Source organism: Nitratireductor sp. GCM10026969 (genome assembly GCF_042660605.1).
Lineage (GTDB): Bacteria > Pseudomonadota > Alphaproteobacteria > Rhizobiales > Rhizobiaceae > Chelativorans.
Window position 1 is genome coordinate 22658 of the sequence record NZ_JBHSUM010000006.1, and the last position, 21939, is coordinate 44596.

Genomic DNA, 21939 nt, shown 5'->3' on the forward strand with positions numbered 1-21939 from the left:
GGGTGAACACTGTGTCGGCAAAGAGGGGTGTTCCATCCTCCGGCACGATCCCTAAATCTCGGATGGCGCAGCAATCGCCCCAATGATTGGCAAGGAGCGGAAGACACAATGACGAAGATACTGGTTCTTTATTATTCGAGCTGGGGCCACATGGAGCAGATGGCCAGGGCCGCGGCGGAGGGTGCCAAGGAGGCTGGTGCCGATGTGACGGTCAAACGCGTGCCGGAGTTGGTGCCCGAAGAGGTGGCGAAGCAGGCCGGCTATAAACTCGACCAGGAAGCGCCCATCGCCGAGCCGCTGGAGCTTGCCGACTATGACGGCTTCGTCTTCGGCCTGTCGACCCGCTACGGCATGATGGCCGCGCAGATGAAGAATTTCCTCGACCAGACGGGGCCGCTTTGGGCCGAGGGCAAGCTGATCGACAAACCCGCTACCGTGATGGCCTCCACCGCCACGCAGCACGGCGGGGCGGAAATGGCGCTGACCTCGATGCAGCACGCCCTGCAGCACCACGGCATGCTCATCGTGCCGCTCTCCTATGCCTATGACGGCCAGACGGGCAATGATACGGTGCGCGGCGGCGCGCCCTACGGCATGACCACCACCACCAACAGCGACGGCTCGCGCTTTCCCTCGGATCAGGAACTGGAAGGGGCGCGGTTCCAGGGCAAGCGTCTGGCCGGGATTGCCGCGAGGCTGAAAGGCTGACGTAACGCCTGTGGAGGGGGGCGGCGACTCGCCGCCCGCCGCTTCCTCAGGCATGGCCGCCGCGCCGGCCTTCCTTCCTGCGATGCCACCACACTTCGATCCGGCGGCGAAAGCGCCGCACGGCTGCGACGTCGTAGGAGAGGATGAGCAGTCCCACCGGCACCATCCAGAAGCCGAGTACGGGCAGAAAGCCAAAGAGGCCGAGAACGGCCAGCGCGCCACCGATCCCGAGGCGTGCGAGGCGCGAGCGGGGAACGGGAATACGGCGCCCGGCCACCTTGACATGCGGACGGTCCCGCGCCGCGCGGTCGTGGTCTTGGCGTGGGGTTTGTTTTTGCATCGTCTCTTTTCCGGCGTCCGTGTCCATGGTCCGCGCTGCTTAAAGCCGCGCCTTGCGGTACGCGGCGCGCTTTCCCATATGGAGTGACGAACTGGCGGATGCGAGGCGCCATACTGAAATCGGCGAAAAAATTCGCAGAAGCCGCTTTGCAAATGCGAAAGCTCTTTGCTATAGGCACGTTCACTTGCCAGAGCACAGGTATTCCCCGGTAGCTCAGCGGTAGAGCAACCGGCTGTTAACCGGTTGGTCGCTGGTTCGAATCCGGCCCGGGGAGCCATTCCCATTCCGTAGAATTCGTGCGGCACCCGTTGTTGGCGACTGCGCGTATCAACCCGAGCATCGTTACCGTGACGATGGCCGGTGGGTTCGATGGCTTTTGGAATTTCGTCCTGCTACCCGACCGGCTGACGAACAGAACCCGCCGCCAAAGGCGACGGGTAAGGCTATGCCGTCGGGGCGGCGTTACTGGATTTCCGAATCCGGTTCGATGGCGTTCAGTTCGGTTTCCGCCGTTATCGGAGCGGGCAGTTCCTCGGGGTCGATCGCCGCGACTTGCTCGGCGCAAAGGCTTGCCGCATCACGGCTTATTTTCTGGCCGCCGGGCAGCATCGCCCACTCGGCGTTCTCCACGAACTGCCTTTGGCGATAACTGCTCAACGCGACCAGTTCCTGCTGTTCGAGACGCGCCTCACCTAGTGAAGAGAAGTTTTCAACGCAGATCGTGGCGGCAAGCTCGGCGTGTCGTGCCTGTGCCGCTTCTTCTGCCATTGAACGCGCCGTGCCGCCGGTAACCCAACCACCCCATGTGAAGCCCACAACCATTGTCAGGATGCTGGCTCCGACGGCGGTCCAAGCCAGAACTGATTTCTGGGGCCTGTAGTCCTTCCACCTGTCCGTGATACCCATGTCGTTTCTCCCAAAAGATTACATATGGTAGCAAACCTTGAGGCTTCCGGGGATCGAATGTCAATTTTATTCGTCGTGGCGGCCCCTGGAACTCCTTGTCTTCGCGAACGTGAGGAGTGGGAGGCTTGGAGGGCTTACCCTCACCATCGTTTCTGAAAGGGCCGCACGGCCGGTTCATCCGGCTCCCGCGGTGGCGAAATTCCGGAGTCTATTCGGCCCGGACTCGTTGCGCCCGCCAGGTGCGGCGGACCGGTGTGGCCGGGCGTTCGGCCCGTGCGGCCGTTATCATGCAGAAGGGGCCGCTTTATGCGTTGACTTTCTCCACCGTTGCGCCTTATTGTCCGCGCCATGATGACGACAGGTATTCTCGTAGTAGGAACGCACATGGGCAAGGCGGCGTAGCCGTCGGGCGACAGCCACTCATGTGCGAAGACAGGGCTCCTCCGGGAGCCTTTTTTATTGGCCGATCGAAGCGAATGTGAAAAGACGGGACAGCAAGCGATGAACGCACAAGCGCCGGCGCCGGAAGGGCAGGAGTTGGGCATGCAGGAAATGACGGGCGCGGAGATCGTGGTGCAGGCGCTGAGGGATAACGGCGTCGAGCATATTTTCGGCTATCCGGGCGGGGCCGTGCTTCCCATCTATGACGAGCTTTTCCAGCAGGAGGATGTCGAGCATATCCTGGTGCGCCACGAGCAGGGCGCGGGACACGCGGCCGAGGGCTATGCGCGTTCAACGGGCAAGGCGGGCGTGATGCTGGTCACCTCCGGGCCGGGGGCGACCAATGCGGTCACCGCGCTGCAGGATGCGCTCATGGATTCCATCCCGTTGGTGTGCATTTCCGGCCAGGTGCCGACCACGCTGATCGGTTCCGATGCGTTCCAGGAATGCGACACGGTGGGGATTACGCGCCCCTGCACCAAGCACAACTGGCTGGTGCGCGACGTCAACCGGCTGGCGGCGGTTCTGCACGAGGCCTTTCACGTCGCCCAGACGGGACGGCCCGGGCCGGTCGTCGTCGACATCCCGAAGGACGTGCAGTTCGCCAAGGGCACATATACGTCGCCGCAGACGGCACCGCGCACCAGCTACCATCCGCGGGAGGAAGGCGACCAGGACCTGATCAAGCACGCGATCGCGCTGATGGCCCAGGCCGAGCGGCCGGTCATCTATAGTGGCGGCGGTGTGGTGAACGCCGGTCCGCAGGCCAGCCAGTTCCTGCGCGAGTTGGTGGACCTCACGGGCTTTCCCATCACCTCGACCCTGATGGGTCTCGGCGCCTATCCGGCGTCGGGCAGGAACTGGCTCGGCATGCTGGGCATGCACGGCACCTACGAGGCCAACATGGCCATGCACGACTGCGACGTGATGCTGTGCATCGGCGCGCGCTTCGACGACCGCATCACCGGGCGCATCGACGCGTTTTCGCCGGGGTCGAAGAAGATCCATATCGACATCGATCCCTCGTCGATCAACAAGAACGTGCATGTCGACGTTCCCATCATCGGCGATGCGGGACGCGTCCTGGAGGATCTGGTGCGCCTGTGGCGGGCGAGCGCCAAGGCTGACAAGAAAGTGCTTTCGCCCTGGTGGACGCAGATCGAGAAGTGGCGGGCACGCAATTCGCTCGCCTACAAGCCGAACGACCACGTTATCATGCCGCAATATGCCGTCCAGCGCCTCTACGCGCTGACGAAGGATCGCGACGTCTATATCACCACCGAGGTCGGCCAGCATCAGATGTGGGCGGCGCAGCACTTCGGCTTCGAACAGCCCAACCGGTGGATGACGTCCGGCGGGCTCGGCACGATGGGTTACGGCCTGCCGGCCGCGCTCGGCGTGCAGGTCGCCCATCCGGATGCACTGGTGATCGACATCGCCGGCGATGCCTCCGTGCTGATGACGATGCAGGAGATGAGCGCGGCGGTGCAGCACAACGCACCGATCAAGATCTTCATCCTGAACAATCAGTATATGGGCATGGTGCGCCAGTGGCAGCAGCTGCTGCACGGAAACCGTTTGTCGCATTCCTACACGGAGGCGCTGCCGGATTTCGTCAAGCTCGCGGAAGCCTATGGCTGCAAGGGCATACGCTGCGAGAAGCCGGGCGATCTCGACGATGCGATCACCGAGATGATCGAGACCGACGCGCCGGTGATCTTCGATTGCCGGGTGGCCAACCTCGCCAACTGCTTCCCGATGATCCCGTCCGGCAAGGCGCATAACGAGATGCTGCTTCCCGACGAGGCGACGGACGAGGCGGTGGCGAACGCCATCGATGCCGAGGGCCGGGCACTTGTGTAGAACTACATTCCGGTAGCAAGGATAGAGAACAAGCGAATGAACGCCCAGTTGAAGCCCACCGGCTCCGCGTATTTCATCGCCGCCGAGACCGAGCAGGAAGAAAAGCGCACGCTCGCCGTGCTCGTCGACAACGAGCCGGGGGTGCTCGCCCGCGTCATCGGGCTGTTTTCCGGCCGCGGCTACAATATCGACAGCCTCACCGTATCGGAGACCGAGCACGAGCGGCACGTTTCGCGCATCACCATCGTCACCCGCGGAACCCCCCACACCATAGAGCAGATCAAGCACCAGCTCGAGCGCGTGGTGCCGGTGCACCGGGTGGTGGACCTGACGATCGTCGCCCATGAGCGCGGGCAGGAGCGTCCGCTGGAGCGCGAGCTGGCGCTGGTGAAGGTGAGCGGGAAGGGCGACCATCGCGTGGAGGCCCTGCGCCTGGCAGACGCCTTCCGCGCCCAGGTGATCGACGCCAATACGGAGCATTTCATCTTCGAGATCACCGGGCGTGTCTCGAAGATCGAGCAGTTCATCGCCATCATGAAGCCGCTCGGGCTGGTGGAAGTCTGCCGCACGGGCGTAGCGGCGATGAACCGCGGGCCGCAGGGCATGTGAGTTTTCCGCGATGCTTGCCGGCGGGAAACCGAGCGGGCTTCGCCGCGTTTCTATCCCATCAAGCGTTGGAATTGCATGTCACTCGATGTTTTCCTCGCCCTGCTGGTATTCTCCTTCGTTTCGTCGGTGACACCGGGGCCGAACAATTTCATGCTGCTGGCCTCCGGTGTGAATTTCGGGTTCCGCCGCACGGTCCCGCACATGTTCGGCATCGCCGGCGGCTTTGCCTCGCTGCTTCTGGCGGTGGGGTTCGGGTTGGGCGCGCTGCTGGCCGCCTATCCGCAGCTGCATGTCGTGCTGAAAGCGGCCGGCGGCGGCTATCTCCTCTACCTTGCCTGGCGGATCGCTTTCTCGCGGTCGCTTGACGCGCGGGGGAAGGAGCGTTCGCGGCCAATGCGCCCTGTCGAGGCGGCGGCCTTCCAGTGGGTCAATCCCAAGGCGTGGATGATGGCCGTCACGGCGATGGCGATCTACACCGATCCGCACACGCCCGTGCTCTCGATCCTCTTGGTGGCGCTGGCCTTCACGTTGGTCAATTTCCCGAGCGTGTCCATCTGGGCCGGTTTCGGCACGGCGATGCGCGGATTCCTGGCGGATCCGGTCCGGCTGAAATGGTTCAACATCACAATGGGACTGGCGCTTGCCTCGACCCTCTGGCCCATGCTGAACGCGTGATCATTGCTCGGCCAGGAAGGCGGCGAACTGGGCGAGGGCGGCGTTCCAGTTGATGGTGATCTCGTTGGTCGACCAGCTCTCGATGTCGTCGACATAGCAAAGCTGCGGCGCGCAGCCGGCGCGTTTTCCGGCCGCCACGGCATCCTGGAGCCAGACATTGGGGCCGCCAGCGAGCGCACCCTTGGGCGGGTGCGGAAGGGTTGCATCGAGCTGGTGGGCGAACCAGCGCGAATGCTGGTTTTTCGAATAGGCGCTGCCGTAACCGGTAATGAAGGAATTGTCGAGCGCATTGCGGCCCAAAAGGTAGTCGGCGGCTTCCAGCGCAGCGCGGCGGAAGCGCGGATCACGGGAGAAGTCGTAGGCGCGTGCGACGATGATGCCGATCTGGGTCATCGAGTGGTTCGAGCCCCAGCCGTACTTGCCGTCATCCGGCGCGTAGATCTGGCCGAAGGCGCGCGCGTCCTGAAGGGTGACGTAGCGCCGCGCCGCCATGATGACGGAACCGCGAAAGGCGGCGATATCCTCGACAGGCAGCGTGTTGGGCACGGTCGCCAGCGACAGACGGCCGAGCGCGGCCACGTTCGCCCAGTCAAAGCCCGCGTCGCGGAAGACCTCGCCCCGGAAATAGGGGGAGGCGGCGAGGTGCTCGCGGTAGCGTGCGTCCGCGGTGGTGATGAAAAGCTCGGCCGCCGCCCAGTAGAACTCGTCGCTCACGTCCGCATCGCCATAGGCCCCGCCGCCGGCGTCGTCCGATGCCGGTGCGTGGAGAGACGGGTGGTTCCGGGCGGCCTGCCAGGCCCGCTCGGCCGCGGCAAACAGGCGCCCGGCAAAAGGGGGATCGAACGTCTTGAACAGCCGCGCACCCTGTGCAGCGGCGGCAGCGAGATTGAGCGTGGCGGCCGTCGAGGGGCGGTGCAGCTTGCGCGGCATCGGATCCTCGTGCGGGAGCATCGGCAGGCCGGTCCATGCCGTGTCGTGGATCTTGTGATGCACCATGCCGGCGAGCGTCTCGCCTTCCGGCACCTGCATCTTCAAGAGGAACTCCAGCTCCCAGCGGGCCTCGTCCAGGATGTCGGGTACGCCGTTTCCCCCTTCGGGGATGGCAAGCGTGCCGTCAGCGAACAGGGCGGGTAAGGCGCCGTCCATGTAGAGCGTGCGCTCGTAGGCGCCCATGAGCTGGGCGACAGAGATGCCGCCATTGACGACGTACTTGCCGTGGTCGCCCGCGTCGTACCAGCCGCCAGTGACGTCGAGCGTGTAGGCGCAGGTCCACGGCGCGCCGTAGGCGGCGTCGGCCTCCTCGGGCGAAAGGCAGGGCACGGCGTGGTCGCCCTTATTGGTGAGCCCGTCCGCCGGCGCTGCGACATGGCCGGCGGGGCGGGCATAGGCCGCACCTGCGATCGCGCCATCGATCGCGATGCCGGAACGCACGGGATAGAAGTAGTTGACGGCATCGCGTGCAAGGTCCCGGTAGAGCCCGGCTTCGATTGAGAAGGGGTGGCTGCGGCTGCCGCCGGCTTCTATCCAGTAGGTGCCGGGCTCCGATAGATCCGTGAAATCGAGCACATGGGTGTTGGCCTGCGCCGTGGGATCGATGCCCGCGGGCTCGCTCTGGCCGGATGCGACCTCATTGCCCTTGTCGTCGACGATGCGCCAGGGAAGCGGACGCTCCGCCCCGGTCAGGAACGTCGCGCGCTTCGGTCCGTCGGGGAGATAGCCGAGCTGATTGACCACGAGGCGAGCGCGCTCGCCCGCGCCCGCCGGAGCTGCGGGGGTTTGCGCGGCTGTCGCCAGCATGAGCCCGGCGATCGCGACCGTCGTCTTGCACTTGCCCGCCATCCCATTTGCCCCCTTTTTTTGACCCTTGGACAGTAGCCCGGCGGCCTTAGTTTCCCGTAAAGACATCGCGGGTCCCAAAGCCCTGTTCATCGGTGGCAGAATCTGGTTTCTGGCGGTCATGGATTTTTCGCCGCAACAGGACGAGGCGCTGAAGGCGGTCTCCCGCTGGCTGAAGGACGGGCAGTCACAGCTCTTCCGGCTTTTCGGCTATGCAGGAACCGGCAAGACGACGCTGGCCCGCTATTTCGCCGAGCATGTCGACGGCGAGGTGCAGTTCGCCGCCTTTACGGGCAAGGCGGCGCAGGTGCTGCGCTCGAAAGGGGCGACGAACGCGCGCACCATCCATTCCTTGATCTACCGGCCGCGCGGCGAGGAACAGGTGGAAGACGAGACGACCGGCCGCACGACCATGTCGCCGACCTTCTCGCTCAACCGGCAGAGCCCGGTGGCCAGGGCCAAGCTCATCGTCATCGACGAGTGCTCCATGGTGGACGAGGAGCTGGGCCGCGACCTCATGTCCTTCGGCACGCCGATCCTGGTGCTGGGCGATCCCGGGCAGTTGCCGCCCATTTCCGGCGGCGGCTTCTTCACCGAGCAGGAGCCGGACTACCTCCTGACCGAGATCCACCGCCAGGCGCGCGACAACCCGATCATCCGCCTGGCGCTCGACGTGCGCGAGGGCCGGGAGTTCATGTATGGCGACTACGGCACGGCGCGGGTGATCTCCAAGGGTGATGTGGACCGAGACATGGTGCTCGCGGCGGACCAGGTTCTGGTCGGCATCAACCGCACGCGCCGGCGCTACAATCAGCGCCTGCGTGAGCTGAAGGGGTTCGACGGGCCCCTCCCGCAGGCCGGCGACAAGCTGGTCTGTCTCAGGAACGATCCCGCCAAGGGGCTCCTGAACGGCTCGCTATGGAAGGTGATGACGGCCGCGCGCGAGACCTCCAAACCCGGCATCAACCTGCTCGTCTCGCCGGAAGAGGACGATCCGGACCGGGGCGTGGCCAAGATCAAGCTCCTGAAGGCGGCTTTCGAGGACCCGGAGGCGGAGGTCCCCTGGCAGACGAAGAAGCGCTTCGACGATTTCGATTTCGGCTATGCGCTCACCGTGCACAAGGCGCAGGGCTCGCAATGGGACGAGGTGGTGCTCTTCGACGAGAGCTTCGCCTTTCGCGACACGCGCCAGCGCTGGCTCTACACCGCGATCACACGGGCGGCGGAGCGGCTGACGGTGGTGCGGTAGGCGACGGACCGTTTGGGCGTTCCGCGTTCGGCAACCGAACGGATCGGTGTTCCTTCACGCGTCTTCGAACGGCAGGCCATCTCCTGGGCAGGGCAATCGCAAAGGTGTCTTGCCGCATTGACGACAACCTTGCCGTCACCCCGGAAAGCCGACGGCTTATCCGGGGCCTATTGGCCGGACTTTCATCGAGCACGGCCCGGTCCTCGTCGTCCGGGTTGCATGTCAGTGCCCGCAACCGCTTTCTGCGGAGATCAGCTGCGCCGCTCAATGGTCCCGGCGCTGCGCGGCTTCGCCGCTTGGCCGGGATGACGGGGGAGTGTATCCGGCTAACGGATCGCCCTACGCCGGTCCCGGCAGCGGCCTGGCACCGATCCATTCCCATGCCGCTTCGATTTCCTCAGGTTCGAAATGGCGCATCTTCATGGAAAGGAAGGGCTTGGACAGGGCGATTATCGGCTTGATCCAGCCCGGGCCGCCGACGACCGCGTATTTGCGGATGCGCTTGATGGCGCGGTTCTTGCCGCGAATGGTCTGTTCCTTCCACGCCGCACCCCAGTCGAGGCCTTCGTAATCGTGGATGAGGACGATCACGTCTATGCGCTCATGCAGTTCATAGGCGCCTTCGAGGAGGCCGTACATGTTTTCCATGTCGGCCGCGCTGATGTGCCCGGTGACCTCGAAGGCGTAGGCGTCTTCACGGTCGGTGTCGATGCGCCGGACGTGCGGCGGTGTTTCGTTGATCAGCATTTGCGCGCACTTCCCGCAAGGCAGATGCCTGGCGCGGTCCTTCTCTGACCCCGTTGGACAACGGCGATTGGCCCTGTCAGTTCCCGCCAAAGGCGCTATAGGAGGGGGACCTGATACGCGAAGCGGGATCGATCCATGCCGGCCAAGCTCTCCGTTAATCTGAACGCCATCGCCATGTTGCGCAACCGGCGTGACCTGCCGTGGCCCAGCCTGACCCGGCTCGGCCACATCGCGCTCGAAGCCGGCGCGAACGGCCTTACCGTCCATCCCCGGCCGGATCAGCGTCATATCCGCTTCTCGGACCTGCCGGACATCCGGGCACTCATCGACGATGCTTTCCCGGGGCGCGAGTTCAACATCGAGGGGTATCCGTCGGAGGACTTCCTGCGCCTCGTCGAGGAAACCCAGCCTGAGCAGGTGACTCTGGTGCCGGACGACCCGGCACAGCAGACCTCCGACCATGGCTGGCCGTTTGTGGAAAAGGCGGACTTCCTGAAAGCGGCCGTCGCGCGGCTGAAGCGGCAGGGCTTTCGCGTTTCCCTCTTCTGCGATCCCGACGCGGACCGAGCGACGTTGGCGGCGGCGAAGGAAACGGGCGCCGACCGGGTGGAGCTTTACACGGGGCCCTACGGGGCTTGCCACGACGATTCCGAAAAGGCCGCCAAAGAGTTGGAAAAGCTTGGGAAAACGGCTGACACAGCGACGGGTCTCGGGCTGGCGGTCAATGCCGGTCACGACCTCACGGTCGCCAATCTGCCGCCACTGGCCCGGCGCATCCCGGCGCTCGCGGAGGTGTCGATCGGGCACGGGCTGACGGCCGATGCGCTGGAGTTCGGCATGGCCGAGACCGTGCGACGCTTCCTGAAGGCCTGCGAAGGATAGCGCTGCCCCCTCGGACAGGGAGGGGACGGCTGGACCATGCTCAACCCCGAGCGCTTCCCTGTGTACGACTTGCCGGCTACCAAGTGAGATTCTCCACCGCCCCAAACGAGTTTGCTTGAAAACGGCCGGCGATTGTGACAGAACCGTACCGTACGGTACTGAGAGGCGTAATCCTTGAGCGAAAATATCGATGGCCTGACGCCGCGGCAGCATGCGGTTCTGGAATGCGCGCTTTCGCTGCTCGTTACGGGGGGCGAGCGGGCGGTGACGACGGCCGGCGTGGCGCGGGCGGCGAGCTGCTCCAAGGAGAGCCTCTACAAGTGGTTCGGGGATCGCGACGGGCTGCTTGCGGCCATGATCGCCCATCAGGCGAGCAAGGTGCGCACCTATAGCGACGATGGCCGGCCGCTGGAGCGGGGGCAGTTCCGCGCGCATCTGGTCGCCTTTGCGCAGGATCTTTTGCGGGTTCTTTCCGGCGACGTGTCGCTGGCGCTCAACCGGCTGGCGATCGGGCAGGCGAGCCGAGAGGGCAGCAGGCTGGGCCAGCTTCTGGTCGAGCAGGGCCGCCGGCGGATCGACCAGGGGGCGGCCGCGCTCCTGGAATCGGGGCGGCGCTGCGGGCACATCGCCTATGACGACCTCGACGAGGCCTATCGCACGCTCTACGGGCTCGTGGTGCGCGACCTGCATGTGCGCATGCTGCTCGGCGAGGAGGGCATGCGCAGGCCGGAGGATTTTTCCGCCCGGGCGGAACGGGCGGTGGAGCAGTTCTTCACGCTGCACGGCGTGCGGGAGAAGGAGAGGGCGCACCCGTAACGGGCGCCGCAACTGTTGGCAATGGAAGGAAACGAAGGATGCGTGTCTATTACGATCGCGATGCCGATCTGAACCTCATCAAGTCGAAGAAGGTCGCCATCATCGGCTATGGCAGCCAGGGCCGCGCGCATGCGCTCAACCTGAAGGACTCCGGCGTGAAGGATGTCGCCGTGGCGCTGCGCGCGGGCTCCGGCACGGCCAAGAAGGCCGAGGCCGACGGCTTCAAGGTGATGACAGTGGCGGAGGCCGCCGGCTGGGCCGACCTGATGATGATGGCCACGCCGGACGAGCTGCAGGCCGGCATCTACAATGCCGAGATAGCGCCCAACATCCGCGATGGGGCGGCGATCGCCTTCGCGCACGGGCTGAACGTGCATTTCGGCCTGATCGAGCCGAAGAACACGGTTGACGTCCTGATGGTTGCGCCGAAGGGGCCGGGGCATACGGTGCGCAGCGAATATCAGCGCGGCGGCGGCGTGCCGTGCCTGGTGGCGGTGCATCACGACGCTTCGGGCAATGCGCTCGACCTCGGTCTTTCCTATGCCTGCGGTGTGGGCGGCGGACGCTCGGGCGTCATCGAGACGACCTTCCGCGAGGAGTGCGAGACCGACCTCTTCGGCGAACAGGTGGTGCTGTGCGGCGGGCTTGTCGAACTGATCCGCGCCGGCTTCGAGACGCTGGTGGAAGCCGGGTACGCGCCGGAAATGGCCTATTTCGAGTGCCTGCACGAGGTGAAGCTGATCGTCGATCTGATCTACGAGGGCGGCATCGCGAACATGAACTATTCGATCTCCAACACCGCCGAGTGGGGCGAGTATGTCTCCGGGCCGCGCATCATCACCGAAGAGACCAAGGCCGAGATGAAGCGCATCCTGAACGACATTCAGACCGGCAGGTTCACCGCCGAATGGATGCAGGAGTGGCACTCGGGCGCGGCCCGCTTCAAGGCCACCCGGCGCCTGAACGATTCGCACCAGATCGAGGAAGTGGGCGAGAAGCTGCGCGGCATGATGCCGTGGATCGCCCAGAACAAGCTGGTGGACAAGGAAAAGAACTGAGCCGGGGCTCAGACGGGAAAGACGCTCTCCCGCGGAAAGGAAAAGGCGGTGCCATGTTCGGCACCGCCTTTTTGCTGGGCCGTCAGGTCAGCGCATATAAGGTGAGACGCACTGCCTGCGGGGTCCGTTGTAGGGCTGGAAGGTGTTGTCCGAGGCCCGATAGGAACGGTACCTGTCGTAGCACCAACCGACATGCGCGCGGCTGAGCCGGTAGGCCGGCGCGGGGCGCACATAGCGCGGCCGGGCGTAGCGCGGCGCCGTGCCGAACTCGAAATAGATGCCGCTCCGCGGCCGGCTGTGACGGCGCCAGTCGTAATCGCGCCGGTGGTGCTTGCGCCAACGATGATCGCCACGGTGGTGCTTGCGCCAGTGCTTGTGACGCCGATGATCGCCAACCTCGACCAGATTGGGGTTGCCGGCGGTTTCGGCATTGATGACCGCATTCACCGTGGCCGCACCCACAGAAGCCGGCGAAGCCTGGGCCGCGGGAACAGCGGCGGCGAGTCCGAGCGCGAAAAGCCCGGACATGACAAGATGGGAAAGGATGCGTTTCATTGGGATACTCCGATCTTCACGTACTATCGTCCAAGCCCACAAGGTTTATCGTGAGCGTACGCTAGCACCTGGTGGATGAATGCCAAATGAACGCAAAAGTTGCGTTTTGTAATGTTTCGTTAGCGATGGCGGCCCGGTATTCTCACTGAACTCAGCCAAAGAATCACTTTTGCCTGCCCTGAGTGTCAAAAGACATCTTTCCATTTCTACTTAAAGTTTTGTCTCTCCGCTCAATCAACCGATCACCCTTTCCTCCGCACGTGCGGCCCCGGCGAAGTCCGGCTATAAATCAGGGGAGAAATGCTAGTCTCGGGTGGGCGGTGCAGCCGATGCCGACCGGAAATCACCAGGGAAGGGGAGACTTTTGGCTACGCGGCGATATCTTCTTTACGACGTTTTCACCCGGACGGGGTTGGCGGGCAATCCCCTGGCCATCGTGCTCGACGGTGAAGGGCTCGATACGGAGCGGATGCAGGCCATCGCGGCGGAGTTCAACCTGTCGGAGACGGTTTTCGTCACCCCGCCGGAACACCCCTTCCACACGGCACGGATCCGCATCTTCACGCCGCGCCAGGAACTGCCCTTTGCCGGCCATCCCACCGTCGGCACCGCAGTTGCGCTTTCCGAGCGGGTGGGCGAGATCGGGCAGGCCGAGCGCACGTCGATTATCGTTCTGGAGGAAAATGTCGGCCCGGTTCGCTGCGCCGTCTCGACCGCCAACGGGGCGGCTTTTGCCGAATTCGACCTGCCGCGCACCCCCGAGCCGTTCGCCCTCGATGTGCCGGCGGAAGTGGTGGCCGCCGCACTTGGCCTTGCCCACCACGAGATCGGGTTCGAGAATCATGCCATCAGCGGCTGGACCGCCGGCGTGCCCTATATCTGCGTGCCGGTCGCCAATCTCGAGGCAGCGGGGCGGGCGCGGCTCGATGCCGGTTTGTGGGAGGAACTGGCGCCGCGCATAGGAGCCGTGCTCAGCGATGCCTATGTCTACTGTCGCGAGACGGTGAACCATGATTGCGCCTTCCATGCCCGCATGTTCGCACCGGGGGCGGGCATTCCCGAGGATCCGGCGACGGGATCGGCGGCGGCAGCCTTCGCTGGCGCGGTGCTGATGTATGACGAGCCCGTGGACGGCGCGCATCGCTACTGGATCGAACAGGGCGTCGAAATGGGTCGCCCCTCGCGGATCCGCCTGGAGATCGACGTGGCCGGCGGCGCCATCGAGGCCGCGCGAATCGGCGGCGGCGCGGTGAAGGTGGCCGAAGGCCGGCTCTTTGTTTGAATGCGGCTGAGGCCTTCCTAATGTGTGTGACGGCCGCTGTCGGGCCTGTCGCGGGTCACGCTGAGAAGGGCTTGCATGCCCCCGGCAAACGCGCTAATGAGCGCGGCATTCTACGGCGTAGCGCGCCGTGGCGGGTGATTAGCTCAGTTGGTAGAGCAGCTGACTCTTAATCAGCGGGTCACAGGTTCGAGCCCTGTATCACCCACCAATTAAGTCAAAGACTTAGTAAAGAGTTGGCGAATAGGGCAGGGCGCGTGTCGCCACCGGGTCGCCACTTGGTGCGAATGTAATCCCTGCGACAATCCGTACGTCTTGCCCTTTGCCGGGACACTTCCTAAGTGCGGGGATGTCGGCCATCTACTCCTCCCAGATGCGATGCCGACGCCGAAAGCGGTGCACCTCCTCCCGCACCGCAATCGAATTAGAGCCCGCTGCCACCCTCCTCCCGGCAGCGGGCTTTTTCTTTTGCGGCAGCGAATTCGTAAAACCCCGCCGCCCGAAGGCGTTGGGGCACATAATGCCACGCGGCTTGAGCTAGGTTCACTCTGTGGCCTCTTTCGCCAACCGTGCCTTGCGCAGGCGCTCAGCCTTGGCCTCCTGACTCTCCCGTTCGGCGGCGATTATCTTCCTTGCGGCCGCATCCGTGTCCGCTGCTTTCCGCTCCCCGGTTGTTAGGGGTAAGTCAGGGTGGACGCCTACAGGCGGATGTTTCTGCTGGGACATGACTGCCTCGTTGTTCAGCACTCGCAGGCTATCAAAGTGATGGCGCACGAAAAACCCGGCCGCGAGGTAGGATGCAGCGCCGCCCTCAAGAGTCATCCTCATCCTTCTCGCCATCGTCCTCTTCGGCTTGTTCCAACTGCGCCAGGAGGTCTTGGAAGCGATCCTGTTGATCCACTTGGAATAGGGGATGGTCCCGGAAAAGCCGTCTGTGTTCAGCTGACAATGTGCCGAACGTATACCCGCCTTGCATTGCCGTTTTTGCCATAATTAGGTCCCTTCACCATGGCGAACGGCAACTGGCGAGGGGTGTTCCGTGATTTCTGTGGCGCACGAAAAAGGCCCCGCCGTGTAGTGCCAGCGGGGCGCGACTGTGGTGGGTGGTGGTGGTTAGGGCGCCTTAAGCCATTCCCCGATCACTACGCAGCGTTTAGTGCACCTTGTAGCGAATGCGCCAATGCACTGTTGACGGTTGCCTACAGCCAGCTAAGGTTCTGCCACCGTACCAACGGTTGTCAGGAGGGCTTAGAAACCGTGCACAAATTCGAGATATACAAGGACAAGGCTGGCGAGTATCGCGTCCGCTTCAAATACAATAGCGAGATCATGTTCTCGACCGAGGGCTATTCCAGCAAAGGCAGCGCTCAGAACGCTATCGATTCGATCAAAAAGAACGGCCCTGGCGCTCCAATCGAAGACAATTCGTAAAGGCAGTAACAAAGAACACTACCGTGCGCCAAACCCGGTGGGGTTCCTAGATCGGCTCTTTGGAAGGCGCCTTTCCGCCGCGTGGTAAGGTCTGCCAATTGTCAGAGTAGTATCTGTGAACAATCCACACTGTTCGCAAAAGCCCCGCCGCCCGAAGGCGACGGGGCACACGCGGTTATCGACGCTTGGTTTTCACTTGCCGGCTGACCGCGTGAATAGTGCCGTGGTGGTGCGGTGGTGGTGGTGATGGTGCTTTGGGTGGCTTTAGGCAGCGGCGCCCAATCCACAAGCCTCCCGCTCCAACGCATTCACCCGATCCAAATCCTCGGCAACAAGTCGCAATTCGTCCAGATGCACGCCCATGTCGTTCTGCTCATCAGAAAGCAGCGTGGCCACGAAATGCAGCTTTGCCAGTGCTTCAGCGCGGTTGGTAGCGGGTGCGCCGATGATCTCCCGCCGAATGTCGCCAATGGCACCCGTTATGTGATCCATCACCTCATCAGGCATCGGAGCTAGGTTTCCCGCGGTGTGTTCAAGCGCGGTCCAAATCTGAATCATGTGGGGGATGGTGGCGCTGCAGTCATCAACATAAACATTCATCACAAACCTCCAATATCCGCACCGCACAACGCGGTCGGCATAGAGACAGTATGTCGATTCCACATGCAACGCAACAGTATATTTCATGAAAAATTCTCTACCGTTCTACCGTTTTAGTAATGCGGTATTCCGGTATCATTATGCGAATTCGCATATTTACTTAAGTCTATATGTGAGTTCACATATTAAAGTCTAGTCAATTCTCCAGATCGCCTTTGCGCATCATCCTGATCTTGCCCAGGCGCCGCACATGGATCGGCGCTGCAATGCGCCTTGACCACTCGCAACGGTTGCGGCAGGTTCGCGGTGGGCTAAGGGAGCGGGGAATAATGAAACTCTCTACAATTGCGGCAGTCGCAGGCGTCTGCATTGCGCTGACGGGGTGCCAGTACACGGCTGAGCCGCTGTCGGTCGCCGCCTACAACGTCTACTCATCGTACGACGGTAAGTTGCCGGGCAAATACCTTCTCTATGTAGACGGCAACAAACTCAACAAGACGATAAAGCCGTCAGATTTCAATTGCGCAGCTCATTCATACCCGTTGGCGCTGTCCAGCGGCTTTACCGGCTCGGTCAGGAAAACCTTTGCAAATCTCGTCGAGACGGTCGAAATGGTGGACATCCCTGTCGACCGCAGCGAGCTTCCCGCGCGAGGCGCGCGTGCAATGATCATGGTGCGCGGCGAAGAAGTGAACGGGCGCCTAAGGGTTGTGCCGGGATTCTGGGTCGCCGGCATGGAAACCGAAGTCGAGCTTGCTGCTTCCATCGTAGTTGATGGCCGGCGTGGTCGCCTTCTCGGTACCACTGTCGGTGGTGACGGAAATGCTCAAGGCACCGCTGGAGGGTTCTGTGAAGGTGGTTCGGCAGCACTTACAGAGGCGGCCGAACAGGCGGTCAAGGAAACGGTGGGGCGGCTCGGCGAGGCGTTGACGAACTCAGAGCGGGTGCGGTCAGGAGTATAGAAGCGGGTGTCTACCCTTGCCTCCATCGCGATCCTCGCCTGCCTCTCCCTCTCGGCCGTCGACGGCGACACGATCAAATGCAACGGCGAGAACATGCGCATCATGGGACCGGGCGCACCGAACAAGTCCGGAGTGGACACACCGGAGATTTATAGTCCGGTGTGCCAGCAGGAGAAATTCCTTGGCGAGCAGGCAAAGCGTCGACTGGAGGAGCTGCTGCGCCAGGATGTACAGGTTGAAGATTCCGGCGTAAGGGATCGCTGGGGACGTTCGCTCGTCTGGGTAAGATTGCCGAATGGGGAGACCGCCGGGGAAGTCCTACTCAGGGACGGCTACGTAGTGGTTTGGCGACCGGGAAAACAGACCTCATGGTGCAAGTGACCGACGCGATTGCGGAGCTGCGTGAACTGATCAATGCAGACAAGCCGCTTGATCATGCCCGTTGCCGGCGTCTTCTTCTGAGGGTCACGAGCCGGATATCGGACGTTCAGCGAGCCAGCGCTCTCATCGATCTGTTCGAGCTTCGCTTTGCGGCTCTGGAAATGGCTGAGTTCATGGGCACTGACGGGAAACTCGAAGCCGAACAGATCTCGGAACTGCTCAACGAGATGGAGCGCCTGGCCTGGCCGAGCTAGCCCCGAGGAGTCGCCGCCTTCCTCGCCCGGCCGTCGACCGACGCAAAGTTGAGGAGTACCTGGATATTCCTCGATCCGCAGCGGGGGCAGCGAAGGGCGCGTGTTGAGCAACCCGATCGGGAACGCCCGGCCGCGCGTCACCACCAGCGTCTCCAGATCGAGCGTGGCATTCGGCAGTGAGGTGTAGCGCTCAGAAGACAAGTACGACAGCCGCCGCAGGAATGTCGCAGTCGCATGGAATCCGGAATTGGTTAGGAAGAGGCTGAGCGGCGGCTATGCGCCCTAAGATCGGCCGTAAAGGCAAGCATTGCCGTTGCCCGAAAGCAGACATTGCTAGTTCAGGCCATGAAGGGCCATGACGGGCACGGGTAGTGAGACTCAGGAGAGGTTGGCGGTCGCCCAAAAATTGGAGAGGTTCCGGGTGCTAGGCTGAAGTAGGTGGTCCAAACCAGGTGAACAGAGCGTCGGCCAACCCTTTCGTGGTCCCGTCTCCAACCCAGGCCACGTGACCATCAGGCCGGGTCAGTCCGGCGGCCGGAGTCTGGACCATACCAATAGCGGGGAAGCTCGCACACGCCTCAAATTTGCGTCGATCTGCTTCACGCGATTTGCCCATCCGGCAATGTCAAGCGAGCTGGGCTTCCCGAAATTGAACAGCGCCCGCAGCGCGTCGTGCACGAGGGTGAGGATCCGCATCAGGTAATCTGCGGCAATAAGGTCAACCAGGTACGCGGCGGCCGAGCAGTGAGTGAGGAACTTGCCGGTATGGCGGAAGAGGCCGCTTCTGCCTGACAGCCTGAAACTCTCATCGACCCCCGCCGCTTGGCAACGGCAAGTGGCGGGGCGGCCATGTCATGAGGATGCTGGTCACGGCAATACAGCCGTGATCAGCATCCACCTTTGCTTGCGCATGACGAGGAGAAAATAAACGCCGATCTATGCGAATTCGTCACGATGGATCATTCGATTTCGGCAGTCTCAGCAGACTTGAACGCGCCGGTCCGGTAGTCCCGAAATGCCTGCTCGATCTCTTCGTCAGTGTTCATGACGAACGGTCCGCGCGCCGCCACGGGCTCGCCGATTGGATCGCCATGGGCGAAAAGGACGAGCGCGTCTGAGCCGGCCTCAAAGCTGATCGTGTCGCCATCATCGCCGAAGATGACTAGGTCGCGCTGGGATGCCGCGTGGCCCTCGATGACTACGTTACCCCGCACGATATAAAAGAGGATCGTACGTCCTCGCGGGACCGGCAGTTCGACGTGTGCGCCGGTTCGAAGTTCGATGTTGGACATAAAGATGCCGGTGAGGGAGTCTATCGGCCCGATTGTCTCACCAAACTGCCCCGCGACCAGGTTCAGCGTCGCCGCGCCGCTGGGTAGCGGAACAGCGGGAAGCGTATCGCGCTGTACGCCCGTGTAGCGTGGAGGAACCCACTTCAGATTTGAGGGCAGGTTCACCCAGAGCTGCAGGATTTCCAGGGATCCACCCTCCTTACGGAAGGCGGGAGGCACCTGCTCGTTATGGATCACACCGGAACCGGCGGTCATCCATTGGACGCCGCCTTTCTCGATTGCACGGTGATGGCCACTCGAATCGGAGTGGACGAGAGACCCGTCGAGAATGAAAGTCACGGTTTCAAAGCCACGGTGCGGATGGTCGTCGAACGGCATGCCATGGTTACCGGCCTCGAAGACTTGCGGACCATGATGACCGAGAATCAGGAACGGATCGAGTTGCCTATCGGTCGGGTCGGAAATGGGGAGATGGGAAAAGAGACTTCCGACGTCGTGCCGCGGGGCGGGCCGAATGGAGGCTACATTGCGCCGTGTCATGCCGAGCTTCCTTCAAGTTTGGGGGCAGCGAGCTTGGCGGCTGTCTGGGCAACACGCCGGCCCAGGTGACGGGCAGCGGCCTGTTCCTCCTCGTGGACCGCCCGGCTGCCATCGGCGCCGGCGATCGTTGTCGGCCCATAGGGTGAGCCGCCTCTCACATCGTCGACCCCAAGCTGTGACTTGAAGCCGTAATCGAGACCCACGATCGTCATGCCGAAATGCAGGAGGTTGGTGAGGATTGAGAAGAGCGTTGTCTCCTGTCCGCCGTGCTGGCTGGCCGTCGACGTGAACGCCGCGCCGACCTTCCCAACCAGGGCGTCACGGGCCCACAGGCCGCCCGCCTGATCAAGGAAACTCGCCATCTGCGAAGAGATGCGCCCAAAGCGTGTTCCCGTGCCGACGACAATCGCATCATAGTCGGCCAGCTCATCGACGGTTGCGATGGACGCTGCCTGGTCGAGACGCATGCCGCTCTTGCGCGCGATCTCCTCCGGAACGAGCTCGGGCACCCGGCGAATGGTCGCCTCGGCGCCGGTCGCGCGCGCTCCTTCGGCAACAGCCTCAGCCATCGTCTCGAGATGTCCGTAGGCCGAATAGTAGAGAATCAAAACTTTCGTCATCGTCGCAATCCTTCGTTCTGCTTGACGTGGGTCCTCATCGCCGTGGCAATGGCGTGGCTTCGGCGCCACGCCATTGCCTATGCGCCGTTCAGTTGGCACGTTGGATGCCGGTCGCATCGAGCAGCCAAATCGTCTCGTCGCTGTTGCGAGGGTCGTCGATGCTCGAGGGGGTCTGCCGGTCCCAGCTGACGTGGACCCGCTGACCCGCAGTCAGGCCGGAGAGATTTACATGGGCGGGCAGCTGGTAGGCGTCCCCGTTGCGAAGGTGGACGGTGTTTGCCTTGCTGCTCAGGCTCTCGATCACGCCGGTGCTGGTAAAGGTACCGGCAGAGGCAATTGAGGCAGCGGTCATGACGGAAGCGGCAACAGCCGCGGCAAGAATCGTACGCATGGTTAGCTCCTATGGTTTCGTGTTCAGAGATGGACAAGCCAGTGCTGTTGGAAGCTGGCTGAGAAGAGCCGTTTGGTTCGGCCGCCTCTCTGGTCACGAATATGGACTCGCGATGCCAAACGGATAATATGAAATAATCAAAATGGACTGTGTTGGAATTCCGAATAGTGAGACATGATGACAGCGCCCAATTTTGCAGAGGCAAACGCCTTCGTCGCTGTCCTGGAGCAAAAGAGCTTTACAAGGGCGGCGAAACAGCTGGGCCTCTCGCCCCCGCGCGTCAGCGCGTTGGTGCGTAACCTGGAAGAGCGCCTGGGGGTGCGGCTTGTCGAGCGCACCACGCGCTCCGTAAGCCCGACGATAGCCGGCGAGCACCTGCTTCAGCGGCTGCGTCCCGTGCTCGACGACTACCGGACTGCGCTGGAGTCCACGAATGAGTTCCGCGACAAGCCCGCGGGTCTCCTGCGGCTGACAGTGGCCCCGCCGGCAGCGGACTCCGTCCTTGAGCCGGTGCTTCCGTCATTTCTCGAACGCTACCCTGAGATCAGTCTCGATATATCTGTCGACAGCGGGCTGGTCGACATTGTCGCCCAACGCTTCGATGCTGGAATCCGGCCGGGCGAGCGGCTTGAACGTGATATGATTGCCGTGCGTATCAGCGATGAAATTCCGATCGTGGTTGTCGCCTCGCCGCGCTATCTGTCCGAACGTGGCGAACCAAGGACGCTGCAGGAACTGGCCGAGCATAACTGCTTCAGTGTTCGCCTGCCAAACGGGGCAACATATCCCTGGCGTTTCCATGTGAAGGGCCGGCCGGTCGAGGTACACGTGGATGCACGCCTCACCGCCAACGCGACAAAAATGCTGGTACGGGCTGCGGTTGAGGGCATGGGGCTTTTTCAGCTACCGCGACAAGTCGTTGCCCGAGAACTCGATGCGGGTCAGCTTGTGACACTTCTCGACGAATGGGCGCCGCCGCCAGTGGACCGGTTCTTTCTGTACTACCCGAGCCGCCGGCAGATGCGGCCGGCACTAAGGGTGCTGATCGATTTTCTGCGCGAACGCAGGCGTTAATCAGGGTTTTGAACCTCTCAGGACCCATGCAGGGAGGAGCTGGCGACGGCGGCTCCCAAGGAATTTCAGCCAGGCGAGCGAACAGAGAAGCAACCCGGAATGCGATCAGCCGCGGCCGAGGGGGCAAGCAAGCGCTCCGTCTGGGCCTTTTGCAACTCCCGCTTCAACCGGGCGTTCTCCGCCGCCAGGTCGGGCCGGGGACGGGCTCTGCGCCTACGTGATGGGGCGCCGCGCAGACCCCGTCCCCGCCTTGCCGAACTGGCGTATCCAACGACGCAACTACGTCTCGTGGACGCCCAGCTCCGCCGCAACATCCATGACCGAAAGCCCGCTTGTCTCTACGCGCTCCGTCACCTGCCGCTTGAACTCGTCGGGAAAATACCGGCGCTTCTTCTTCTCCATCGGACACTCCCTCCGTTGGCTCGAAAGC

General features: G+C 62.9%; 25 protein-coding genes, 2 tRNA genes and 1 pseudogene. 16 read left to right on the top strand and 12 right to left on the bottom strand.

Features of this window, described 5'->3' with window-relative positions; all coding sequences use genetic code 11:
• The first annotated feature begins 108 nt into the window (after positions 1 to 108).
• Positions 109 to 708, top strand: a complete 600-nt coding sequence (gene wrbA / locus ACFP9U_RS02865; protein ID WP_322450673.1) for an NAD(P)H:quinone oxidoreductase — start codon at positions 109 to 111, stop codon at positions 706 to 708.
• Positions 709 to 754: 46 nt separating this feature from the next.
• Here the strand turns inward: wrbA (ACFP9U_RS02865) and ACFP9U_RS02870 are convergent, their stop codons facing one another.
• Positions 755 to 1075 carry a hypothetical protein gene (locus ACFP9U_RS02870; RefSeq protein ID WP_378618888.1) on the bottom strand — a complete coding sequence of 107 codons (321 nt, stop codon included), beginning with the start codon at positions 1073 to 1075 and terminating at the stop codon, positions 755 to 757.
• 175 nt (positions 1076 to 1250) lie between these two features.
• Between ACFP9U_RS02870 and ACFP9U_RS02875 the strand changes: the two genes are divergently transcribed.
• Positions 1251 to 1325, top strand: a tRNA-Asn gene (locus ACFP9U_RS02875).
• Between the two features lie 185 nt (positions 1326 to 1510).
• Here the strand turns inward: ACFP9U_RS02875 and ACFP9U_RS02880 are convergent.
• Positions 1511 to 1954: a hypothetical protein gene (locus ACFP9U_RS02880; RefSeq protein WP_378618889.1), complete on the bottom strand. Its 444-nt coding sequence runs from the start codon at positions 1952 to 1954 to the stop codon at positions 1511 to 1513.
• Positions 1955 to 2455: 501 nt separating this feature from the next.
• Between ACFP9U_RS02880 and ACFP9U_RS02885 the strand changes: the two genes are divergently transcribed.
• The 3 genes from ACFP9U_RS02885 (at position 2456) to ACFP9U_RS02895 (ending at position 5542) form a co-directional block, all read left to right on the top strand.
• Positions 2456 to 4258 carry an acetolactate synthase 3 large subunit gene (locus tag ACFP9U_RS02885; protein WP_378618890.1) on the top strand — a complete coding sequence of 601 codons (1803 nt, stop codon included), beginning with the start codon at positions 2456 to 2458 and terminating at the stop codon, positions 4256 to 4258.
• Positions 4259 to 4294: 36 nt separating this feature from the next.
• Positions 4295 to 4867, top strand: coding sequence for an acetolactate synthase small subunit (gene ilvN, locus ACFP9U_RS02890; RefSeq protein WP_322450677.1), 573 nt, complete (start codon positions 4295 to 4297; stop codon positions 4865 to 4867).
• 75 nt (positions 4868 to 4942) lie between these two features.
• Complete coding sequence (locus ACFP9U_RS02895; protein ID WP_378618891.1) at positions 4943 to 5542, top strand: LysE family translocator; 600 nt, start codon at positions 4943 to 4945, stop codon at positions 5540 to 5542.
• Here ACFP9U_RS02895 and ACFP9U_RS02900 read toward each other — a convergent pair whose 3' ends face one another.
• On the bottom strand, positions 5543 to 7381 hold the full coding sequence (locus ACFP9U_RS02900; RefSeq protein WP_378618892.1) for a glycoside hydrolase family 9 protein: 1839 nt from the start codon (positions 7379 to 7381) through the stop codon (positions 5543 to 5545).
• Positions 7382 to 7499: 118 nt separating this feature from the next.
• Between ACFP9U_RS02900 and ACFP9U_RS02905 the strand changes: the two genes are divergently transcribed.
• Complete coding sequence (locus ACFP9U_RS02905) at positions 7500 to 8627, top strand: ATP-dependent DNA helicase (protein WP_378618893.1); 1128 nt, start codon at positions 7500 to 7502, stop codon at positions 8625 to 8627.
• Between the two features lie 339 nt (positions 8628 to 8966).
• Here the strand turns inward: ACFP9U_RS02905 and ACFP9U_RS02910 are convergent, their stop codons facing one another.
• Positions 8967 to 9374: an STAS/SEC14 domain-containing protein gene (locus ACFP9U_RS02910; RefSeq protein ID WP_378618894.1), complete on the bottom strand. Its 408-nt coding sequence runs from the start codon at positions 9372 to 9374 to the stop codon at positions 8967 to 8969.
• Positions 9375 to 9509: 135 nt separating this feature from the next.
• On the opposite strand from ACFP9U_RS02910, the gene ACFP9U_RS02915 reads away from it, so the two are divergent.
• The 3 genes from ACFP9U_RS02915 to ilvC all read left to right on the top strand — a co-directional run bounded on the left by ACFP9U_RS02915 (position 9510) and on the right by ilvC (position 12130).
• Complete coding sequence (locus ACFP9U_RS02915; RefSeq protein WP_378618895.1) at positions 9510 to 10256, top strand: pyridoxine 5'-phosphate synthase; 747 nt, start codon at positions 9510 to 9512, stop codon at positions 10254 to 10256.
• A gap of 174 nt (positions 10257 to 10430) precedes the next feature.
• Positions 10431 to 11072, top strand: coding sequence for a TetR/AcrR family transcriptional regulator (locus ACFP9U_RS02920; protein WP_378618896.1), 642 nt, complete (start codon positions 10431 to 10433; stop codon positions 11070 to 11072).
• Positions 11073 to 11110: 38 nt separating this feature from the next.
• Entirely contained in the window at positions 11111 to 12130 is a 1020-nt protein-coding gene (ilvC, locus tag ACFP9U_RS02925) for a ketol-acid reductoisomerase (protein WP_322450685.1), read from the top strand.
• Positions 12131 to 12217: 87 nt separating this feature from the next.
• On the opposite strand, the gene ACFP9U_RS02930 is transcribed toward ilvC, so the two are convergent.
• On the bottom strand, positions 12218 to 12685 hold the full coding sequence (locus ACFP9U_RS02930) for a BA14K family protein (protein WP_378618897.1): 468 nt from the start codon (positions 12683 to 12685) through the stop codon (positions 12218 to 12220).
• A 364-nt stretch (positions 12686 to 13049) separates the two neighbouring features.
• Here ACFP9U_RS02930 and ACFP9U_RS02935 point away from each other — a divergent pair, with 364 nt between their 5' ends.
• Positions 13050 to 13967, top strand: coding sequence for a PhzF family phenazine biosynthesis protein (locus tag ACFP9U_RS02935; RefSeq protein ID WP_378618898.1), 918 nt, complete (start codon positions 13050 to 13052; stop codon positions 13965 to 13967).
• Positions 13968 to 14099: 132 nt separating this feature from the next.
• Positions 14100 to 14175: transfer RNA gene (locus ACFP9U_RS02940), tRNA-Lys, on the top strand.
• 332 nt (positions 14176 to 14507) lie between these two features.
• Here the strand turns inward: ACFP9U_RS02940 and ACFP9U_RS02945 are convergent.
• On the bottom strand, positions 14508 to 14804 hold the full coding sequence (locus ACFP9U_RS02945; protein ID WP_378618899.1) for a hypothetical protein: 297 nt from the start codon (positions 14802 to 14804) through the stop codon (positions 14508 to 14510).
• A gap of 417 nt (positions 14805 to 15221) precedes the next feature.
• On the opposite strand from ACFP9U_RS02945, the gene ACFP9U_RS02950 reads away from it, so the two are divergent.
• The gene (locus ACFP9U_RS02950; RefSeq protein ID WP_378618968.1) at positions 15222 to 15395 is read left to right on the top strand and encodes a YegP family protein; all 174 of its coding nucleotides are present in this window, start codon (positions 15222 to 15224) and stop codon (positions 15393 to 15395) included.
• Between the two features lie 264 nt (positions 15396 to 15659).
• Here ACFP9U_RS02950 and ACFP9U_RS02955 read toward each other — a convergent pair whose 3' ends face one another.
• The gene (locus ACFP9U_RS02955) at positions 15660 to 15995 is read right to left on the bottom strand and encodes a hypothetical protein (protein WP_378618900.1); all 336 of its coding nucleotides are present in this window, start codon (positions 15993 to 15995) and stop codon (positions 15660 to 15662) included.
• A gap of 329 nt (positions 15996 to 16324) precedes the next feature.
• Between ACFP9U_RS02955 and ACFP9U_RS02960 the strand changes: the two genes are divergently transcribed.
• Genes ACFP9U_RS02960 through ACFP9U_RS02970 form a run of 3 tightly spaced genes read left to right on the top strand, consistent with a single transcriptional unit; the run spans position 16325 to position 17592 of the window.
• Positions 16325 to 16957 carry a hypothetical protein gene (locus ACFP9U_RS02960; RefSeq protein ID WP_378618901.1) on the top strand — a complete coding sequence of 211 codons (633 nt, stop codon included), beginning with the start codon at positions 16325 to 16327 and terminating at the stop codon, positions 16955 to 16957.
• A gap of 6 nt (positions 16958 to 16963) precedes the next feature.
• Entirely contained in the window at positions 16964 to 17338 is a 375-nt protein-coding gene (locus ACFP9U_RS02965; RefSeq protein WP_378618902.1) for a thermonuclease family protein, read from the top strand.
• Complete coding sequence (locus ACFP9U_RS02970; protein WP_378618903.1) at positions 17326 to 17592, top strand: hypothetical protein; 267 nt, start codon at positions 17326 to 17328, stop codon at positions 17590 to 17592. The genes ACFP9U_RS02965 and ACFP9U_RS02970 overlap by 13 nt, the downstream gene beginning before the upstream one ends.
• 424 nt (positions 17593 to 18016) lie before the next feature.
• Here ACFP9U_RS02970 and ACFP9U_RS02975 read toward each other — a convergent pair whose 3' ends face one another.
• From ACFP9U_RS02975 to ACFP9U_RS02990, 4 genes are all read right to left on the bottom strand, one after another.
• On the bottom strand, positions 18017 to 18208 hold the full coding sequence (locus tag ACFP9U_RS02975) for a hypothetical protein (RefSeq protein ID WP_378618904.1): 192 nt from the start codon (positions 18206 to 18208) through the stop codon (positions 18017 to 18019).
• 343 nt (positions 18209 to 18551) lie between these two features.
• Positions 18552 to 19424: a pirin family protein gene (locus tag ACFP9U_RS02980; RefSeq protein WP_378618905.1), complete on the bottom strand. Its 873-nt coding sequence runs from the start codon at positions 19422 to 19424 to the stop codon at positions 18552 to 18554.
• Complete coding sequence (wrbA, locus tag ACFP9U_RS02985) at positions 19421 to 20044, bottom strand: NAD(P)H:quinone oxidoreductase (RefSeq protein WP_378618906.1); 624 nt, start codon at positions 20042 to 20044, stop codon at positions 19421 to 19423. Before wrbA (ACFP9U_RS02985) ends, ACFP9U_RS02980 begins: the two co-directional genes overlap by 4 nt.
• An 88-nt stretch (positions 20045 to 20132) precedes the next feature.
• The gene (locus ACFP9U_RS02990; RefSeq protein ID WP_378618907.1) at positions 20133 to 20435 is read right to left on the bottom strand and encodes a DUF1344 domain-containing protein; all 303 of its coding nucleotides are present in this window, start codon (positions 20433 to 20435) and stop codon (positions 20133 to 20135) included.
• A 177-nt stretch (positions 20436 to 20612) separates the two neighbouring features.
• On the opposite strand from ACFP9U_RS02990, the gene ACFP9U_RS02995 reads away from it, so the two are divergent.
• On the top strand, positions 20613 to 21509 hold the full coding sequence (locus ACFP9U_RS02995) for a LysR family transcriptional regulator (protein ID WP_378618909.1): 897 nt from the start codon (positions 20613 to 20615) through the stop codon (positions 21507 to 21509).
• A 131-nt stretch (positions 21510 to 21640) separates the two neighbouring features.
• On the opposite strand, the pseudogene ACFP9U_RS03000 reads toward ACFP9U_RS02995, so the two are convergent.
• A pseudogene (locus tag ACFP9U_RS03000) lies at positions 21641 to 21911 on the bottom strand (transposase); the annotation flags it as partial.
• Between the last annotated feature and the right edge of the window lie 28 nt (positions 21912 to 21939).

Coding starts and splice junctions, on each gene's coding strand:
- ACFP9U_RS02915 (WP_378618895.1), top strand. CDS start 9,510: ATGCCGGCCAAGCTCTCCGTTAATCTGAACGCCATCGCCATGTTGCGC.
- ACFP9U_RS02900 (WP_378618892.1), bottom strand. CDS start 7,381: ATGGCGGGCAAGTGCAAGACGACGGTCGCGATCGCCGGGCTCATGCTG.
- ACFP9U_RS02905 (WP_378618893.1), top strand. CDS start 7,500: ATGGATTTTTCGCCGCAACAGGACGAGGCGCTGAAGGCGGTCTCCCGC.
- ACFP9U_RS02910 (WP_378618894.1), bottom strand. CDS start 9,374: ATGCTGATCAACGAAACACCGCCGCACGTCCGGCGCATCGACACCGAC.
- ACFP9U_RS02990 (WP_378618907.1), bottom strand. CDS start 20,435: ATGCGTACGATTCTTGCCGCGGCTGTTGCCGCTTCCGTCATGACCGCT.
- ACFP9U_RS02995 (WP_378618909.1), top strand. CDS start 20,613: ATGACAGCGCCCAATTTTGCAGAGGCAAACGCCTTCGTCGCTGTCCTG.
- ACFP9U_RS02960 (WP_378618901.1), top strand. CDS start 16,325: ATGAAACTCTCTACAATTGCGGCAGTCGCAGGCGTCTGCATTGCGCTG.
- ACFP9U_RS02895 (WP_378618891.1), top strand. CDS start 4,943: ATGTCACTCGATGTTTTCCTCGCCCTGCTGGTATTCTCCTTCGTTTCG.
- ACFP9U_RS02980 (WP_378618905.1), bottom strand. CDS start 19,424: ATGACACGGCGCAATGTAGCCTCCATTCGGCCCGCCCCGCGGCACGAC.
- ACFP9U_RS02880 (WP_378618889.1), bottom strand. CDS start 1,954: ATGGGTATCACGGACAGGTGGAAGGACTACAGGCCCCAGAAATCAGTT.
- wrbA (WP_378618906.1), bottom strand. CDS start 20,044: ATGACGAAAGTTTTGATTCTCTACTATTCGGCCTACGGACATCTCGAG.
- ACFP9U_RS02970 (WP_378618903.1), top strand. CDS start 17,326: ATGGTGCAAGTGACCGACGCGATTGCGGAGCTGCGTGAACTGATCAAT.
- ACFP9U_RS02955 (WP_378618900.1), bottom strand. CDS start 15,995: ATGAATGTTTATGTTGATGACTGCAGCGCCACCATCCCCCACATGATT.
- ilvN (WP_322450677.1), top strand. CDS start 4,295: ATGAACGCCCAGTTGAAGCCCACCGGCTCCGCGTATTTCATCGCCGCC.
- ilvC (WP_322450685.1), top strand. CDS start 11,111: ATGCGTGTCTATTACGATCGCGATGCCGATCTGAACCTCATCAAGTCG.
- ACFP9U_RS02930 (WP_378618897.1), bottom strand. CDS start 12,685: ATGAAACGCATCCTTTCCCATCTTGTCATGTCCGGGCTTTTCGCGCTC.
- ACFP9U_RS02945 (WP_378618899.1), bottom strand. CDS start 14,804: ATGGCGAGAAGGATGAGGATGACTCTTGAGGGCGGCGCTGCATCCTAC.
- ACFP9U_RS02975 (WP_378618904.1), bottom strand. CDS start 18,208: ATGGGCAAATCGCGTGAAGCAGATCGACGCAAATTTGAGGCGTGTGCG.
- ACFP9U_RS02885 (WP_378618890.1), top strand. CDS start 2,456: ATGAACGCACAAGCGCCGGCGCCGGAAGGGCAGGAGTTGGGCATGCAG.
- ACFP9U_RS02870 (WP_378618888.1), bottom strand. CDS start 1,075: ATGGACACGGACGCCGGAAAAGAGACGATGCAAAAACAAACCCCACGC.
- wrbA (WP_322450673.1), top strand. CDS start 109: ATGACGAAGATACTGGTTCTTTATTATTCGAGCTGGGGCCACATGGAG.